17 protein-coding genes are annotated in these 18618 nt (G+C 32.9%); 2 read left to right on the forward strand and 15 right to left on the reverse strand.

Features of this window, described 5'->3' with window-relative positions:
* The 3 genes from rsmB to HMPREF2881_RS06950 are packed head-to-tail and all read right to left on the reverse strand — an operon-like array spanning position 1 to position 2718.
* Positions 1-1308 (reverse strand): 16S rRNA (cytosine(967)-C(5))-methyltransferase RsmB, encoded by a 1308-nt coding sequence (gene rsmB / locus HMPREF2881_RS06940; RefSeq protein ID WP_002448831.1) that lies wholly within the window; start codon positions 1306-1308, stop codon positions 1-3.
* The gene (gene fmt, locus HMPREF2881_RS06945) at positions 1305-2237 is read right to left on the reverse strand and encodes a methionyl-tRNA formyltransferase (RefSeq protein WP_037556100.1); all 933 of its coding nucleotides are present in this window, start codon (positions 2235-2237) and stop codon (positions 1305-1307) included. The genes rsmB and fmt overlap by 4 nt, the downstream gene beginning before the upstream one ends.
* Positions 2230-2718 carry a peptide deformylase gene (locus HMPREF2881_RS06950; protein ID WP_002448820.1) on the reverse strand — a complete coding sequence of 163 codons (489 nt, stop codon included), beginning with the start codon at positions 2716-2718 and terminating at the stop codon, positions 2230-2232. Before HMPREF2881_RS06950 ends, fmt begins: the two co-directional genes overlap by 8 nt.
* Before the next feature lie 175 nt (positions 2719-2893).
* Between HMPREF2881_RS06950 and HMPREF2881_RS06955 the strand changes: the two genes are divergently transcribed.
* Entirely contained in the window at positions 2894-3097 is a 204-nt protein-coding gene (locus tag HMPREF2881_RS06955; protein WP_002448731.1) for a TM2 domain-containing protein, read from the forward strand.
* A 59-nt stretch (positions 3098-3156) separates the two neighbouring features.
* Here HMPREF2881_RS06955 and priA read toward each other — a convergent pair whose 3' ends face one another.
* The 4 genes from priA to gmk form a co-directional block, all read right to left on the reverse strand.
* Positions 3157-5565 (reverse strand): primosomal protein N', encoded by a 2409-nt coding sequence (gene priA, locus HMPREF2881_RS06960; protein WP_037556096.1) that lies wholly within the window; start codon positions 5563-5565, stop codon positions 3157-3159.
* Entirely contained in the window at positions 5565-6773 is a 1209-nt protein-coding gene (gene coaBC, locus HMPREF2881_RS06965) for a bifunctional phosphopantothenoylcysteine decarboxylase/phosphopantothenate--cysteine ligase CoaBC (protein WP_002448784.1), read from the reverse strand. The genes priA and coaBC overlap by 1 nt, the downstream gene beginning before the upstream one ends.
* Before the next feature lie 257 nt (positions 6774-7030).
* Positions 7031-7243, reverse strand: a complete 213-nt coding sequence (gene rpoZ, locus HMPREF2881_RS06970) for a DNA-directed RNA polymerase subunit omega (protein WP_002448867.1) — start codon at positions 7241-7243, stop codon at positions 7031-7033.
* Positions 7243-7866, reverse strand: coding sequence for a guanylate kinase (gmk, locus tag HMPREF2881_RS06975; RefSeq protein ID WP_002448723.1), 624 nt, complete (start codon positions 7864-7866; stop codon positions 7243-7245). Before gmk ends, rpoZ begins: the two co-directional genes overlap by 1 nt.
* Before the next feature lie 159 nt (positions 7867-8025).
* Here gmk and HMPREF2881_RS06980 point away from each other — a divergent pair, with 159 nt between their 5' ends.
* Positions 8026-9729 carry an Rqc2 family fibronectin-binding protein gene (locus HMPREF2881_RS06980; protein WP_002488677.1) on the forward strand — a complete coding sequence of 568 codons (1704 nt, stop codon included), beginning with the start codon at positions 8026-8028 and terminating at the stop codon, positions 9727-9729.
* Between the two features lie 61 nt (positions 9730-9790).
* Here the strand turns inward: HMPREF2881_RS06980 and HMPREF2881_RS06985 are convergent, their stop codons facing one another.
* The 8 genes from HMPREF2881_RS06985 to HMPREF2881_RS07020 all read right to left on the reverse strand — a co-directional run bounded on the left by HMPREF2881_RS06985 (position 9791) and on the right by HMPREF2881_RS07020 (position 18601).
* Entirely contained in the window at positions 9791-10195 is a 405-nt protein-coding gene (locus HMPREF2881_RS06985; RefSeq protein WP_002448810.1) for a VOC family protein, read from the reverse strand.
* Positions 10196-10514: 319 nt separating this feature from the next.
* The gene (locus HMPREF2881_RS06990) at positions 10515-10739 is read right to left on the reverse strand and encodes a hypothetical protein (protein WP_002455445.1); all 225 of its coding nucleotides are present in this window, start codon (positions 10737-10739) and stop codon (positions 10515-10517) included.
* A gap of 14 nt (positions 10740-10753) precedes the next feature.
* Complete coding sequence (gene pyrE, locus HMPREF2881_RS06995; RefSeq protein ID WP_002448722.1) at positions 10754-11362, reverse strand: orotate phosphoribosyltransferase; 609 nt, start codon at positions 11360-11362, stop codon at positions 10754-10756.
* Position 11363: 1 nt separating this feature from the next.
* Positions 11364-12056: an orotidine-5'-phosphate decarboxylase gene (gene pyrF, locus HMPREF2881_RS07000; RefSeq protein WP_002448794.1), complete on the reverse strand. Its 693-nt coding sequence runs from the start codon at positions 12054-12056 to the stop codon at positions 11364-11366.
* Positions 12057-12156: 100 nt separating this feature from the next.
* Entirely contained in the window at positions 12157-15330 is a 3174-nt protein-coding gene (carB, locus tag HMPREF2881_RS07005; protein WP_002488664.1) for a carbamoyl-phosphate synthase large subunit, read from the reverse strand.
* Positions 15323-16429, reverse strand: a complete 1107-nt coding sequence (locus HMPREF2881_RS07010; protein ID WP_002448798.1) for a carbamoyl phosphate synthase small subunit — start codon at positions 16427-16429, stop codon at positions 15323-15325. Before HMPREF2881_RS07010 ends, carB begins: the two co-directional genes overlap by 8 nt.
* A gap of 1 nt (position 16430) precedes the next feature.
* Positions 16431-17705 (reverse strand): dihydroorotase, encoded by a 1275-nt coding sequence (locus tag HMPREF2881_RS07015; protein ID WP_002448747.1) that lies wholly within the window; start codon positions 17703-17705, stop codon positions 16431-16433.
* A gap of 14 nt (positions 17706-17719) precedes the next feature.
* Positions 17720-18601 (reverse strand): aspartate carbamoyltransferase catalytic subunit, encoded by an 882-nt coding sequence (locus HMPREF2881_RS07020; protein WP_002448788.1) that lies wholly within the window; start codon positions 18599-18601, stop codon positions 17720-17722.
* Positions 18602-18618: the final 17 nt, after the last annotated feature.

Genomic DNA, 18618 nt, shown 5'->3' on the forward strand with positions numbered 1-18618 from the left:
TTAACTTTCCTTTCTTTTTATTTTAGTAATGAAAAAGCCATCTGAATTAAAGTCTTGTGGCAAAATTTGTAGTGTTTTTACTTTTTCACCAGTAATAGGATGCGTTATTAATTCAAATTCAAAATCTTTATTTTCCTTTAAAAATGTATAAATTACATTTTCATTTTCCATTTGTTCAATTGTGCAGGTTGAATAAATAAGTGAACCGCCTGGTTTCAAGTTATGTTTAACATTATCTAATATACTTAATTGAATTTCTACAAGATCATTAATACTATCCTTAGATTGTACATATTTAATTTCAGGCTTATGTTTTAATACACCTAATCCACTACAAGGTGCATCTACTAAAATTTTGTCATATAGTTCTGAATATGGTTTTGTTGCATCATGGTCGAAAGTGGACACATTCTTTAATTTTAACTTTTTGATATTTTCTTTAATTAAACCAATTTTATGCTTATGAATATCTGTAGCATCTACATGGCCAGTGGATGCTAGTAATTCTGCCATATGACAAGCCTTACCGCCAGGAGCACTGCATGCATCTAGTATGGTATCGTCTTTTTGAACATCCATTAAATACCCTACTAACATTGAACTTTTATCTTGGATGGAAATAAGTCCATCTTTAAAAGCTCGAGATTCAATCACTGGTTTACCTGTAAGATGTAAACAATATGGAATGAGTTGATCGATATCCACATGATAGCCTTCTTGTAAAAGCGCCTTACTTATTGTTTCAACATCCGTACGACTTGTATTCACTCTTACTGTACTTGCAGATTGTACTAGAAATGATTTTGCAATCTTATGTGTCGTTTCTATTCCGTAATGTGTAATCCAATGCTCAATAATCCATCTTGGTATACTATACTCAATCGTCATGCGTTGCTTTTCATTCTTAATTGTTTCCAATGTCGGTAAGTCACTTTTAAATATATGACGAAGTATAGCATTAACAATGTTCCCATTATGCTGGCCACCACGACGTTTAGCAATATTAACTGCTTCATTTATAATTGCGTGATTAGGTATTTTATCTAGGAAGACATATTGATATAAACTCATCCATAATAATTGACGTACCCAACCTTTAATTCTAGTCTTAACAAAGGGTTTTAAATAAAAATCTAAAGTCATTTTACGCTTTATTGTTCCATAAACTAATTCTGTAAACAATGCTTTATCGACAGTTGCAATATTATATTGGTTAATGACTTCGTTAATTTTTAAATTGCTATAAGCATTATCGTTTAAAATATCTTGAATAGACTGAAATGCAAGGTCTCTTACTGATTGTGTCATACTAATTTAGTCCCCACTAATGAATCTTGTACACCACTTAAATATTGAGCAACAAGCATTCGTTTTTTCCCAGATAATTGAATATCTGTTAATGCAATAGCATCCAAAGAGCCAGTTCCTACAATAATTGCAGTCTTAGTGATTTCTATAATTTCACCTGGTTCTCCGTTTTTTCCTTTTTCAATATGAGCTTGATATAGTTTTAAATTTTTATTATTCATAGTTGTATAAGCCACTGGCCATGGTGATAATCCGCGAATATGATTGTGTATCTCTTTAGCACTTTTAGTCCAATCGATACGTTCGTCTTCTCTGCTAATATTAGACGCAAACGTTGCTTTTGAATCATCTTGTGGAATACTTTCATTTGAACCATCTATAATAAAAGGTAATGTTTCTTTTAATAAATCTGCACCTAAAAAGCTTAATTTATCGTGCATTGATCCTACATTATCATCATCTTCAATGTCGATGGCCTTTTGAGAAATAATATTACCTGCATCTAACTTTTTCACCATATACATGATTGTAATACCCGTTTGTACTTCCCCATCTATAATGGCTTGGTGAATAGGTGCTCCACCGCGATATTTTGGTAATAATGAGGCATGTACATTTACAGCACCTAACTTAGGGAGCTTTAATAGACTTTCAGGTAATAATTGTCCAAATGCTGCCGTTACAATTAAATCAGGATTTAAATCCATAAGTTCATTTAACTCATTAGAATCTTTTAACTTTTCAGGTTGATATACTGGAATGTGGTATGTTTCTGCCACTTTCTTTACAGGAGGAGGCGTTAATACACGCTTACGTCCTACTGGTCTGTCTGGTTGAGTAACTACTGCGATGACTTCATGTTCAGCGATTAACATCTCTAGTACTTTTGTTGAAAAATCTGGTGTTCCCATAAAAATTATCTTACTCATTGTCAAAATATGCCTCCACTTCTTTTTCAGTCAATATTTTTATAGCACGTTCGGTAAATGGAATACCATCTAATTGATCAATGATGTGTAGTATCATCCTAGCTACATCATCATAAGCAGTTAATTCAATCTCGTGACCTTCTAAATCATTTGCTTCTACAGTTATCATTTTACTACGTTCTACCTCACCAAATACATTAGGAAGATTAACCGAACCTTCTAAGTCAATGATTTTCTCATTAGATTCTGTTTTGATTTTAGGATTGATTAATTGCAAAAGTCCTTCTGCTTCCATGTCAATCATAGCAACACGTTGACTTACACCAATTTGTGGCGCTGATAAAGCTGATGCTTCTTCAGAATATAAAGTGTCTTCAATATCTAATAATAAACGTTTTAAATTTTCATCAAAAGTTGTTATCTTTTTTGCTTTTTTAAATAAAACAGGATGAGTCGATGGAACTAATTTCTTTATTGCCACTTAGAACGCCTCCCGAAAAAAATTCATCATATTATTATAACGTAATTCAAATTAAAATGCGACCTTAGTCTTACCTTCACTCTTCTTAGATAACTTTAATTGCTTTTAATTTTTTTCATATCTAAAATAATCATGAAGACATTAATATATTAAATAGACTAAGGAGGTATAAAGAATGGAAGTCAATAAAGTGATTTACATTATCCTAGCTGTCTTTTTAGGTGGCTTTGGCGTACACAAATTTTATGCTGGTAAAATGATGTCTGGTCTTCTTCATTTATTATTTTGTTGGACAGGAATTCCTCATATTATTGCAATCATCAGTGCGATTCTGACATTACTAAGACCAGCAGATGAAAATGGAAACGTAACAATGTAACCTGTAAATACAAAAAGAGTTACACCACGTAGCTAAACGCAAATGGTGCAACTCTTTTTTTACATTAATATTTGAGGATTGATATCAATCTTTAATGATAATTTATCTTTAATATATGCTTCATGATAATAATCATCTAAGTACTGTAATGCATGAATTAATTCTGGCTCTCGCTTGTATTTAACCAATATTTGAAAACGATGTTCGTTATTAATTCTAGCAATTGCCGCTGGAGAAGGTCCAAGTACGAGTGCTCTTTCTGAAAGATGTTGCAGTAAAATTTGATGTACATGTTTAGCAGCTTCCATTACTTTTTTCATATTTTTATGCGCAATAGTAAAATTAATTAAATAATAATAAGGTGGATATTTACCTAATTTTCTAAATTGCATTTCTTTATGATAAAACGTTAAATAATCATTTTTTTGAACATCTTCTATTGCATAATGAGTTGGATTATATGTTTGAATAATCACTTTACCGGGTTTTTCATGACGACCAGCACGACCTGAAACTTGTGTAAGTAACTGATACGTTCTTTCACTCGCTCTAAAGTCGGGCAAATTTAACATTGTGTCGGCATTAAGCACACCAACTAATGTTATATTTGGATAATCTAAACCTTTTGCAATCATTTGTGTGCCTAATAAAATATCGCCTTTTCCATTTTCAAAATCAGTCAATAGCTTTTCATGTGCACCTTTTCTTGACGTCGTATCTACATCCATACGAATAATACGTGCCTCTTCAAATTCTTGTTGTAAAATTTCTTCTACCCTTTGTGTACCTGTTCCAACCTGTCTGATATGTGGGCTTTCACAATTAGGACACAGGTTAGGAGGCAAGTCTTGATAGCCGCAATAGTGGCATTTTAGTTGGTCTGTCGTCTTATGATAAGTTAACGAAATATCGCAATGTGGACATTGTGGGACATATCCACAATCTCGACATAACATAAACGAAGCATAACCCCGTCGATTTAAAAATAAAACGATTTGTTCATTTTTATTCAGTCTATCTTGAATCGCTTGTCTTAATTCTTCAGAGAACATGGAACGATTACCTGAACTTAGTTCTGCTCTCATATCAATGATATCTATTGAAGGTAAAGCTTGTTGATTCACTCTTTCAGGTAAAGTAAGTAATTGATATACATTTTTTTCTGCCCGTGCATAAGATTCAAGACTTGGTGTCGCACTTCCTAATATTAATGGGCATTGATGAAATTGACTTCTCCATTCTGCTATGTCTCTAGCATGATAACGTGGATAATCTTCTTGTTTATATGTTGATTCATGTTCTTCATCAATAATAATAATGCCTAAGTTTTTAAATGGTGCAAAGATACTTGATCTAGCACCTACACTTACACGTGCTCTGCCATCTCTAATTTTTTGCCATTCATCATATCGTTCACCATTTGACAAACCTGAATGTAAGACAGCTACATCATCACCAAAACGTCGCTTAAAGCGTAAAACCATTTGTGGTGTCAGCGCAATTTCTGGAACAAGCATCATGGCTTGTTTATCCTTTTTTAATACTTCTTCAATGGCTTGCAAGTAAACTTCAGTTTTTCCTGAACCTGTGACGCCGTGTAATAAAAATGTACGTTGTGCATTGTGATCTATTTTTTCTTTAATTTGTTGAAATGCATCATTTTGAGCAGAGGTTAACGTTCGTTTTTCTTCTTTTTCAAAGATACGATTTGCAAAAGGATCTCGTTCAATTTCTGCATCATATTTTTCTAGGAAACCTTTTTTAACGAGACCATCTATACTTGATTTAGAAAATCCCATATCTTCAAGTTCTTTTAAAAATACATTTCTATGATGTTCTTCTAAAAGATAAGCATACACATCATATTGTTTTAATTTCTTTTCTAGTAAAGCTAATATATCATCTGGATTGTATCCTTCAACAACTCGTACTGCACGCTGTGTTTTTCTTTTTGTATGTTGAGATAATATTGTTTCTTCTTCTATTAAGTGTTGTTCCAGTAAACGATTTAATAGATTTAAATGATTATTTTTTTGCGCATCTTTATACTTATAATATCCGTTGTTATCAAAGTATTTTAATATATCATCTTCAATATCATTGTGACGGACTATTTTAAATACTTTAGTATATTTTGCTTTAATCGCACTTGGAAGCATTGCTTCTAACACAGAAATACGTTTTGAAATATGATAATGACTCAACCATTTACTTAATTGAATAAGTTCAGGTGTTAATTCTGGTCGAATATCTCGAATTTCTTTAATTGCTTTCAATCTATCTATATTGACATCTTCACTTGGTTGTTGTTGTATATCCATAACATATCCTTGAATTGTGCGTGGACCAAACGGTACAACAACTCTTACACCCACTTTTATAAAATCTTTTAAATGGTCAGGTATGAGATAATCGAATTTAAAATCAACACTCTTAGAAGGAATATCTACAATGACCTTCGCAATCATTATTGCCACCTAGTTTCCAGTTCATCTAAAATTTGTTGTGCAAGTTGCACTTTCTTTCCTTTTTTTATATTAATACGTTGTCCATCTTTAAAGTGCATAGTGAGTTCATTATCATCAGATTGAAATCCAATGGTTTGATCTCCTACATTATTCGAAATAATGACATCAGCATTTTTACGTTTTAATTTATCTTGTGCATAAGCATTAATATTTTGGGTTTCAGCTGCAAATCCGACCAAGTATTGATGCGTTTTATGTTCACCTAAATATTTCAAAATGTCTTTTGTTCGTTTAAAAGTGACAGAAAGATTGCCATCTTGTTTTTTCATTTTATGATTCAATACATCGGCCGGCGTATAATCTGAGACGGCTGCTGCTTTAACAACAATATCTTGTTCTTCATATCGACTTATAACTGCATTAAACATTTCTTCTGCACTTTCTACATGAATGACTTCTACATTCTCTGGATTATCAAGTTGCGTTGGTCCTGCCACAAGCGTCACCTTTGCACCTCTTTTAGCTAAAGCTTCTGCAATTGCATACCCCATTTTTCCAGAGGAACGATTAGATACAAACCTTACTGGATCAATCACTTCAATTGTAGGGCCTGCAGTAACTAAAGCATGTTTCCCTTCAAAAGAAGTATGAGATCTATGTGATAGTTTATTCTTATTTTTAAAATAATCATTGATTATTTTGACAATTTGAAGAGGCTCCTCCATACGTCCCTTTGCAATGTACCCACATGCTAAAAAACCATCTCCAGGTTCAATAAAACGATATCCATCGTCTTTTAACACAGAAATATTATGTTGCGTACGTTTATTTTCATACATATGAACATTCATAGCTGGAGCAATAAATTTAGGGATTTCTGTAGCAAGTAGCGTTGATGTGACGATATCATCAGCAATGCCTACACTTAATTTGGCAATAGTATTAGCAGTAGCAGGTGCAACAACGATGCAGTCTGCCCAATCACCTAATGCTACATGTTGAATTTCTTCAGGATTTTCTTCAATAAATGTATTGGTATATACAGGGTTTCTACTAATGGCTTGAAAGGCTAAAGGTGTAACAAATTCTTGTGCATGATTCGTGAGCATTACTCTTACATCATAATTCGCTTGAGTAAGTTTACTAGTTAAATCAATTGCTTTATAAGCAGCAATGCCTCCTGTAACAACTAATAGAATGTTCTTCATGATTCGACTCCTTTAGTTATATTTATAGTCTTCACTTTTAAATTTATTATACACAACTAAGATGAAAAACTAAAAACACGGGAGTAGAACAGATTTTTAATTCACTGTTCTACTCCCGCAAGATTAACTGATTCTAAAAACGCTTATATAAGTATATTTTCAATTGAATCAGAGATTGCAAAAATGTTTAAAAGTCTGAAACACATGATAACTTATATTTCAGAACAACATCTTAACTGATAACGAAATAATTTTATTTATGCTTGAAATTCTTCAGGTACAACAGGTGAAATTTTTCCGCTTGCGATTTCTTCTAGTGCTTCACCTACAGGTTTTGCTGAATGATAACCATTTAGTAATGCAGTTTCAGGCTTTTCGTCTAATTCACGTGCACGTTTAGCAGCTGTTGTTGCAATTAAATATTTTGAATTAATTTGTGATTGTAATTGATTTAACGGTGGGTTTAACATTATTTTTTTGCCTCCAATAACATTTTTCTATATATCGCTTCAACGCGTTCTCTTTTTAAGTGCTCGGCTTCTACAATTGATTGAATTCTTTCTTTAGCTAAATGAACTTCATCATTAACAACGACATAATCGTAAAGATTCATCATTTCTACTTCTTTACGTGCTTCATTTACTCTGCTTTGAATCTTTTCATCTGTTTCTGTACCGCGACCAATAAGACGTTCTTTCAAATGATCTAAGCTTGGCGGTGCAAGAAAGATAAATAATGCGTCAGGAAATTTTTTTCTTACTTGTTTCGCACCTTCAACTTCAATTTCTAAAAATACATCATGACCTTCAGCCATTGTATCTTTAACATATTGTACGGGTGTCCCATAGTAATTTCCTACATATTCGGCATATTCAATAAATTGATCTTCTTGAATTAATGCTTCAAATTCTTCTTTCGTTTTAAAAAAGTAATCTACACCGTTAACTTCTCCTTCTCGCATTTGACGCGTAGTCATCGAGATTGAGTATTTATATGATGTAGTTGGATCGTCAAATATCTCTTTACGAACAGTTCCTTTACCTACTCCTGAAGGACCTGAAAGAACAATTAGTAATCCTTTTTCATTATCCATGCCTTACGACCTCTCTAAGCTATTCTTCTATTATTTAAATATGATATCACATTGTTGTTTACATTGTATAGAGTGTACTAGGATAAACTTAACTCATGACGCTCTATTGTTACCATGTTACAATATAATGAATGACAAAACTGAAGGTGGAAAAAAATTATGGCTTATGATGGCTTATTCACAAAAAAGATAATAGAATCACTACAATTTTTAGTAACAGGTAGAATTCACAAAATTAATCAACCTGAAAATGACACGATCATTATGATTATTCGTCAAAATCGTAAAAACCATCATCTATTATTATCCATTCATCCCAACTTTTCAAGAATGCATCTCACCAATAAAAAGTACGACAATCCCTTTGACCCACCAATGTTTGCACGTGTCTTTCGTAAGCATTTAGAGGGAGGTATTGTTAAATCAATACGACAAATAGGTAATGATCGTAGAGTAGAAATTGACATTGAAAGTAAAGATGAAATTGGCGATACGATATATCGAACAGTGATATTGGAAATTATGGGTAAACATAGTAATTTAATACTAGTAGATGATCAATATAAAATTATAGAAGGCTTTAAACACTTGACGCCAAATACAAATCAGTATCGTACAGTGATGCCTGGTTTCAAATATGAAGCTCCTCCTACTCAAAACAAACGAAATCCATATGATATTTCAAGTGATGAGGTGCTCAAATTCGTTGACTTTAATGCCGGAAAAATTGCTAAACAATTACTCAATGCGTTTGAAGGCTTTAGTCCTCTAATTACAAATGAAATTACAAATCGTTACCCATTTATGAATCAAGATACGCTTCCTCAAGCTTTTGAAGAAGTCATTGACCAAACATTAAAAGTACCCGTGCCAGTATTTCATAAAAATCATGAAACAGGTAAAGAAGATTTCTATTTTATGAAATTAAAACAATTCTCGGATGATATTGTTATCTATGATTCTTTACATGATTTATTAGATCGTTATTATGATGCTAGAGGTGAGCGAGAGCGTGTAAAGCAACGTGCGAATGATTTAGTACGCTTCGTACAACAACAATTACAAAAATATCAACACAAGTTAAGTAAACTTATAGACGAATACGAAAGTGCTAAAGATAAAGATACACAACAATTATACGGTGAACTCATTACTGCTAATATTTATCGTATTCAACAAGGTGACGCGTCTATAAACGTTCTAAATTATTATACTAATGAAGAAATAACGATTCCATTAGACCCTACTAAATCACCATCTGTGAATGCTCAATACTACTATAAGCAATATAACCGAATGAAGACACGAGAAAAAGAACTCGATCTTCAAATTGCTCTTACACGTGAAAATATTGACTATTTTGCCAATATTGAACAGCAATTAGAACATATTACAGTTGATGAAATTGATGACATTCGTGATGAATTAGCAGAACTAGGATTTATGAAACAACGTAAAAATACTAAAAAGAAAAAACAAGATAAAATCCATTTACAAACATATATATCTTCAGATGGTGACACGATTTTAGTAGGTAAAAATAATAAGCAAAATGATTATTTAACAAATCGTAAAGCTCAAAAATCACATCTATGGTTCCACACTAAAGATATTCCAGGTTCGCATGTTGTCATTTTAAATGATGCACCGAGTGAGACTACGATAAAAGAGGCAGCAATGCTTGCGGGCTATTTCTCTAAAGCTGGAAATTCTGGTCAGATACCGGTAGACTATACAGAAATTAAAAATGTCCATAAACCTTCTGGCGCTAAACCAGGATTTGTCACATATGATAATCAAAAAACGTTATATGCAACACCTGATTATGACCAAATCCAGCATATGAAGCAGGATAAAAATTAAAAAAATAAAAATCCGTAGATGCTTTTTTCAAGTCATCTACGGATTTTATATATCATAGCGTCTATTTTTCTGGTAATGCAAGTTGGAAACTTACTCCAAATTTATCTTGCACCCATGCAAACTCACGAAATGGTGGCATAGGAGTTTTAGGCATAAGTATAGCGCCTTCTTTTTTTAGACCATTAAATAAACGTTCCATTTCCATAACATCTTCAACAGTGACATATAAAGAGATGGAAGGATTCATTGGTAATTCTTCACCATTATCGGCATCTATCGCCATGAAGACTTGACCATTTAATGTGAAAATAGAATGTTGAACTGTCCCAGGTTCTCCAGGACCGTCTTCTCCGTATTTTACCATTGTTAAAATCTCACTGTTTTTAAATAAGCTCGTATATAAATTGACTGCTTCTTCAGCCTGATTATTAAACATTAAAAATGGTGTCACTTTAGGTATTTCCATTGTAATCCTCCTATAATTTATAATTAATGTCTATTTTAAACTATTTTTAAAAATAATAAAAAGTTAGCTATTAAGAACTTTGAATTAAAAGTAGCTTTAATTTTGAAAACTTTCCATAAACAGTTAAAATTAAATAAAAGTATAATAGGAGGCACTTAATATGATGCATTATATTCTACCACTATTAGCAATGGTCATCGTTTTATTAATCGGATGGGTGTTAATTAAAATCTTTATACGTTAAGTTAATTATAGATTGATATAAAAAGATACATATAAACATGTTGATTCATTATTTATATGTATCTTTTTTCTATATTTAGATTTTATCTTTTTGACGTAAACGTGCTTTGGCTTTTTTAAAGAAGTCACTTGTATGCTCAAAAGATTCCATTTGTGCGTGATGCATATGTTTAATACTTTCTTTAATAGTTAATACATGTGCTGTTTGTTTAAATTCTTTTTCACTGTATAAAAATTGATTCACATGTTTTAAATGATTATAAAATGCATTATTATCTTTGTCTTTAGCCAACTTTATCACCCTTTAAGCGATACTTAGAGATTATCGCGCCAATCCACTAATGTTTGAATATCATTTTCTGAAATTTTGCCTTCTTCTTTAGCTACTTCAATAAGTTCATTATAATTACTTAGCGTATAGAATGGTAGATTCGCTTGTTTGAACATGTCGTCTGCTTTAGCTAGACCATAAGTAAAGATTGCAACTACACCTACGACTTCAGCCCCTGCTTCTTTTAAAGCTTCCACTGCAGTAATTGATGACCCCCCTGTTGAAATTAAATCTTCAACGACAACGACTTTTTTATTTTTACTTTGTGCGCCTTCAATTTGATTTTGTTTACCATGACTTTTACTTTTAGATCGTACATAGTTCATTGGTAAGTTTAGTTTTTCAGAAATATAAGCAGCATGTGGAATACCAGCAGTGGCTGTTCCTGAAATAACCTCTACATTACCAAAATGTTCTGTAATAAGTTCACTTAATCCATCACGAATGTCTTGACGTACTTTAGGGTAACCTAATGTAATACGATTATCACAATAGATAGGTGATTTTATGCCTGAACTCCATGTGAATAAGTCATTGGGTGATAAACTTACTGCTTCAATATCTAATAATGATTTTGCTATGTGTTTTGACATATTAACCTAACCAACTTTCCTTTATTTTTGTATAACTCTCTTGTGGATGCTCACTTTGAGTTATTGGGCGACCCACTACAATGTGAGTTGAACCTAATTGTTTCGCGTCTTCTGGAGTTGTAATACGTTTTTGATCATTCACCGCTGCACCTTTAGGTCTGATACCAGGCGTCACTTTTAAAAATTCAGAACCCAGGGACTTTGTCAGTAATTTAGCTTCTAATGGCGAACATACTACGCCATCTAATCCTGACTCTTGCGCTAATTTTGCATAATTCAACACTGCTTCTTCAATAGACGTTTGGATATTTTGTTCTTGATGAAGCATTTCTTCAGTCGTTGATGTTAATTGAGTCACTGCTATTATTTTAGTAGTTTCATTATATTTACGTAACCCTTTTACAGCATGTTTCATCATTTCAGTTCCACCAGCAGCATGCACGTTAACTAAATCAACATTTAACTTACCTAAACCCTCCATAGCTTTTTGAACTGTATTAGGAATATCGTGTAACTTAAGGTCTAAAAATATATCATGTCCACGTTCTTTTATTTTCTTAATTAAAGCTGGTCCAGTTTGATAATATAATTCCATTCCTACTTTTACAAAAAGTGGTTCATCAAATTGATCTAAAAAATCAAGAACATGATTCTCAGAATCAAAATCTAAAGCTATAATTGGTAAATCTCTCATTCATTAAACTCCTTTAAATAACTCACTTTTATTTTAAAAAGAAGCGACTTGTGCTTAAACATAAAGCAAGTTAACACATAAGTCGCTTATAATTATGGCATTACATATTTCTCATTGAAAATGTCATACTTTCAATGACATTTGTTAATGCACTTGCAGTATCTAATGAAGTTAAACATGGCACTCCGTTTTCTACAGTAGTACGTCGAATTTGGAAGCCATCTCTTTCAACTTCTTTACCTTTTGTCATTGTGTTAATAACAATTTGTACATCCCCATTTTGAATACGTGTTAATAAATCATCTTCTCCACCGATTTTACCCACAACTTCAACAGGGATATTGTGCGCTTCTAATTTTTGTGCAGTACCTTGTGTAGCTAAGATTTTATAACCTACTTCATTTAAACGGTGAGCAATATCAACGATTTCTTCTTTATCTTTATCGCTTACTGTCATTAATACTGTACCATGATCTTTTACTTCTACCCCACTACCTGTTAAACCTTTATATAAAGCTTTTTCAAGTGTTAAATCTTTACCCATCACTTCACCGGTAGATTTCATTTCAGGTCCAAGTGTAATGTCAACATTTTTTAATTTATTAAAACTAAATACCGGTGCTTTAACAAACACACCCTCTGAATATGGTTGAATACCTTGTTGATAGCCTAAATCTTTAAGCTTTGTGCCCATTATCGCTTGCATGGCAAGTTGTGCCATTTGAATATCAGTAATTTTACTTAAGAAAGGCACTGTACGACTTGCACGTGGGTTAACTTCTAATACATACACACCATCATGTGCAATAACGAATTGAATATTGATGAGTCCTACAATGTTTAATCCTTTAGCTAATTTAATTGTATAATCTTCGAGTGTTTTTATTTCTTCATCGCTCAATGTTTGTGGTGGATACACTGCAATTGAATCACCGCTATGAACACCTGCACGTTCAATATGCTCCATAATACCAGGAATAATAACTGTTTCACCATCAGAAATTGCATCGACTTCTATTTCTTTACCTGTTAAATATCTATCCACTAATACTGGATGTTCTGGACTTGCTTTAACAGCTTGCTCCATATAATTTTCTAATTCTGCATCACTATTTACAATCTCCATGGCACGACCACCTAATACATAAGAAGGTCTTACAACTACTGGATAACCAATTTCACGTGCATTTTCTAATGCTTCTTTAGGAGAAGTTGCTGTTTTACCTTTAGGTTGTGGAACATCAATTTTTCTTAAAAGTGCTTCAAATTCTTTTCTATCTTCTGCACGATTTAAATCTTCTAGTGATGTTCCTAAGATTTTCACACCATGTTTAGCTAATTTATCAGCTAAATTGATTGCTGTTTGACCGCCAAATTGAACTACTACACCTTTAGGTTGCTCTAAATTAATAATATTCATTACATCTTCTTCAGTTAGCGGTTCAAAATATAATTTATCTGAAATTGAAAAGTCTGTTGATACTGTCTCTGGATTATTATTAACAATAATCGCTTCATATCCGGCATTTTGAATTGCCCAAACGGCATGTACTGTCGCATAATCAAACTCTACACCTTGTCCGATACGTATTGGTCCAGAACCTAATACTAAAATTTTCTCTTTATCTGTAACTACAGATTCATTTTCTGTTTCATATGTTCCGTAATAATATGGTGTAGATGATTCAAATTCTGCTGCACACGTGTCTACCATTTTATATACAGGTTTAATATCATTATCTTGACGTAATTGATATACTTCTTCTTCTGTCATATCAAAGCGATGAGCAATCACTTTATCACTGAAACCATAATCTTTTGCATATTTAAGATATTCTAAGTCTCCTGGATGCGCTTTAAGTTCATGTTCAATATGAATAATATTAAGGAATTTATTTAAGAAGAAATAATCAATTTTAGTCATGTCATGAATTTCTTGTAATGATGTGCCACGTCGAATCGCTTCACCAATAAAGAATAAACGCTCATCATCTTGATGACTGATACGTTCTTTAATGTAATCTAAGTCATAATTTTCACCATTTGGTAAACCAAGATGATGAACACCATATTCTAATGAACGAATCGCTTTTAATAATGATTCTTCATATGTACGACCAATAGCCATCACTTCACCAGTAGCCTTCATTTGCGTTCCTAATTCACGTTCCCCTTTTTCGAATTTATCAAATGGAAAACGTGGAATTTTTGAAATGACATAATCAAGTGTTGGTTCAAAAGCAGCATAAGATGTTCCAGTTATAGGATTTAGCATCTCATCTAATGTTAAACCAACCGCAATTTTAGCCGCCAATTTAGCAATTGGATAGCCTGTTGCTTTTGATGCTAGTGCAGATGAACGAGACACACGTGGATTAACTTCAATGATGTAATAATTTAAGGAATATGGATCTAAAGCCAGCTGTACATTACAACCACCTTCAATACCTAAAGCACGAATCACTTTAAGCGATACATCACGTAACATTTGGTATTCAACATCTGATAGTGTCTGACTAGGAGCTACAACCACTGAATCTCCAGTATGGATACCTACTGGGTCAATATTTTCCATATTACATACTACAATGGCATTGTCATTTTTATCACGCATAACTTCATATTCAATTTCTTTATATCCTGCTATTGATTTTTCAATTAAACATTGAGTCGCTGGACTATAATGTAATCCATTACTTACAACTTCTTTTAATTCTTCATCATTATGACAGATACCACCACCAGTACCTCCCATTGTAAAGGCAGGGCGTACAATTAATGGATATCCCACTTGTTCTTTGAATGCAAATGCTTGTTCCACAGTATTTACTATATCACTTTCAGGTACTGGAACATCTAAATCATTCATCAATGATCGGAATAATTCTCTATCTTCTGCTTGTTGTATAGATTCTAATTTTGTACCTAATAACTCTACATTATTTGCTTTTAATACACCGCTATCATGTAATTGTATTGCCATATTCAAACCTGTTTGTCCACCTAATGTAGGTAATAATGCATCAGGTTGTTCTTTACGAATGATACGTGCAATAAAGTCATGAGTTAAAGGTTCAATATATACTTTATCTGCAATTTCTTTATCAGTCATAATGGTTGCAGGATTTGAGTTCACTAAAATAACACGGTATCCTTCTTCTTTTAAAGCAAGACACGCTTGTGTTCCAGCATAGTCAAATTCTGCAGCTTGTCCAATAATAATAGGACCTGAACCAATTACTAAAATCGTTTTAATATCGTCACGTTTAGGCATTCGTTTTACTCTCCTTTTTATTATCTTTAAAATCTCTCATCATATCTAAGAACTCATCAAATAAGTAATTTGAGTCACTTGGGCCTGGTCTTGCCTCTGGATGATATTGCACTGAAAAGGCTGGTAATGTTTTATGTCTTAATCCTTCAACCGTACCATCATTTAAAGCAATATGTGTCACTTCTAAACCTGTATTTTTTAAAGAATCTTTATCAATAGCATAACCGTGATTTTGACTTGTGATATCTACTTTACCTGTGCGTAAATCTTTTACAGGATGATTCGCACCACGATGTCCGAACTTCATCTTAAATGCTTTGGCGCCTTGAGATAATGCAAATAACTGATGACCAAGACAAATACCAAAGAATGGTATATTTCCTAAAACACCTTTAATCATATCTAAAGCAACATCAACTTCTTCTGGATCTCCAGGTCCATTTGAAAGCATGACACCATCTGGTGACATTGCTAATATTTCCTCTGCTGAAGTATCATAAGGTACTACAGTAACATTACATCCTCTTGAATTAAGCTCTCTAACAATATTTTGCTTTTTACCAAAGTCTAATAACACGACGCTTAAATCTGAACCTGTTGATACATACGGTGTTTTTGTTGACACAGTAGTCACCTCATCACGAGGTAACTCTGCAGTTTTTAAGTTAGCTGCAAGCGATTCAATTTCCTCTTTATTGTCGGTAAATCCTGCTTTTAATACACCATATTTTCTAATTTTTCTAGTAATACTACGCGTATCTACCCCTGAAATACCAGGAATATGATATTGAACAAGCACTTCATGTAATGTTTTTTGTTTTCTAAAATTACTTGGATGCGTACTTGCTTCCTTAACTACTACCCCATTTAATGTAGGTGTAAGTGATTCAAAATCGTCTCTATTAATACCATAATTTCCAATTAAAGGATAAGTAAATGTAACAATTTGACCAGTATATGATGGATCAGAAATCGTTTCTTGATATCCAGTCATCGCTGTATTAAATACAATTTCACCGATTGATAATTGATCTGACCCTAATTTATATCCTTCATAATATGAACCATCTTCAAATACGAGATATCTACGTTCAAACATTTTACTTGTCCTCCTTAAATTTAACTTCACCCTCAACCATTGTTAAAACAGGGTTACCATATACTTTATATCCTATAAATGGTGTATTATCTGCTTTAGATAAGAAATCTTCACCACGAATTTCTCTTTCTTCATCTAAATTGATAATTGTTAAATCTGCATAGCTGCCTTCTTCTAATTTTCCATAAGGTAAATCAAATATTTGTGCTGGCTTAATTGTTAAGTAATCAACAAGTTGTTGTAATGACCAGTCTCCTTTTTTAACAAAATGAGTATATAATAATGGGAAGGCCGTTTCACTTCCTACAATACCAAATGGTGCTTTTGTCATTGGCTGAGCTTTTTCTTCTTTGGCATGAGGCGCGTGATCTGTAGCAATACAATCAATGGTACCATCTAGTAATCCTTCTAATAATGCATCTCTATCTTCTTTACTTCTTAATGGTGGATTCATTTTAAAAATGGCATTATCGCCTGGAACATCATCTTCAGTTAATAACAGATGATGTGGTGTCACTTCAGCTGTAACATGAATGCCTGCTGCTTTAGCATCACGAATTGCTCTTACACTTTCTTTTGTTGAAACGTGGCACACGTGATAGTGACAATTAGCTGCTTCTGCTAATAAAACGTCTCGTGCAATTTGTACAGATTCACAAATATTTGGAATGCCAGGAATACCTAATTCTTCACTACGTTTACCTTGATGCATTGCACCACCATAAATTAAGCTATTATCTTCACAATGAGCAACAACTGCTTTATTTAATTTTGCTGCTTGTTGCATCGCTTCATACATCATTGCTGATTCCTGAACACCCACACCATCATCTGTAAATGCAAATGCACCCTCTTTTGCAAGTGCTTCAAAATCAACATGCTCTTTACCAGCTTGACGAATGGTAATTGATGCATAAGGCAAGACACGGACTTGTGCATTTTCTTTAATTAATGATTGCAACTGATCCATGTGTTCTACTGTATCAGGTACAGGACGTGTATTAGGCATTGGACATACTGTTGTAAATCCTCCACGTGCAGCTGATTTTGTTCCAGTTTCAATTGTTTCCTTATGTTCCCCACCTGGTTCTCTTAAATGTACATGCACATCTACTAGACCTGGTGCTACAAATTGACCATTTGCATCAATGACTTCAGTACCTTCATCAATATTAATATTTTCATTCATTTCCTTGATATATTGTCCATCAATTAAAATTGACGTTGATTTAAGTTCACCATTGTCTAAAATTTTAGCATTTTTTATAAGTTTCATAATTATTCTCCTTTTCATGATAAAAGTTTATCTATTACAGCCATTCTTAAATACATTCCATTTTCCATTTGTTTAAAGATTCTTGACTTAGGTGCTTCAACTAGTTCACTATCGATTTCTACGCCACGATTTACTGGAGCAGGATGCATCACTATCGCATCCTCTTTTAAACGACGATACCTTTCTTTAGTTAACCCATATTGTTCATGATAATGATCAGCTTTAAAGTTTGCTTCATCAGTAATACCATGTCTTTCATGTTGAACTCTTAAAAGCATAATAATATCAACTTTATTAATCACATCATCAATATTTACATAAGGAGCATCTAATGTTTCATCTACCCATTCATTTGGACTTGAGAACATCACCTTAGCACCAAGCGAGGTTAAACTTGTATAATTACTTCTCGCTACACGAGAATTTTTAATATCTCCACATATTAAAATATTTAATCCTTCAAATGTTTCATATTCTTCATAAATCGTCATTATATCCAATAAGCTTTGAGTAGGATGCTGACCACTACCATCTCCAGCATTTGCAATCGGAATATTTAAATTTTCTAGTTCTTCGTAATATGCATTTTGAGGATGTCTAATAACTAATAAATTGACGCCAATACTCTCTAACGTTTTACAAGTGTCATAAAGCGATTCCCCTTTTTGTACTGAAGAAGTACTTGTTTCAAAGTTAACTTGTTTCAATCCAAGATTAAGTTCAGCTACTTCAAAACTGCATTTTGTGCGTGTTGAATTTTCAAAGAATAAGTTAGATACATATTTCCCTTCATACTGAGGGACAGTTTCTTTTCCTGATTTAAAACGACTCGCTGTTTGAATAAGATTAAAAATATCATCGTTTGTTAAATATTCCATTGAAAATAAATGTTCCATGACGTGCCTCCTAAAAG

The sequence above is a fragment of the Staphylococcus sp. HMSC057A08 genome (assembly GCF_001812925.1).
GTDB classification, from domain to species: domain Bacteria; phylum Bacillota; class Bacilli; order Staphylococcales; family Staphylococcaceae; genus Staphylococcus; species Staphylococcus hominis.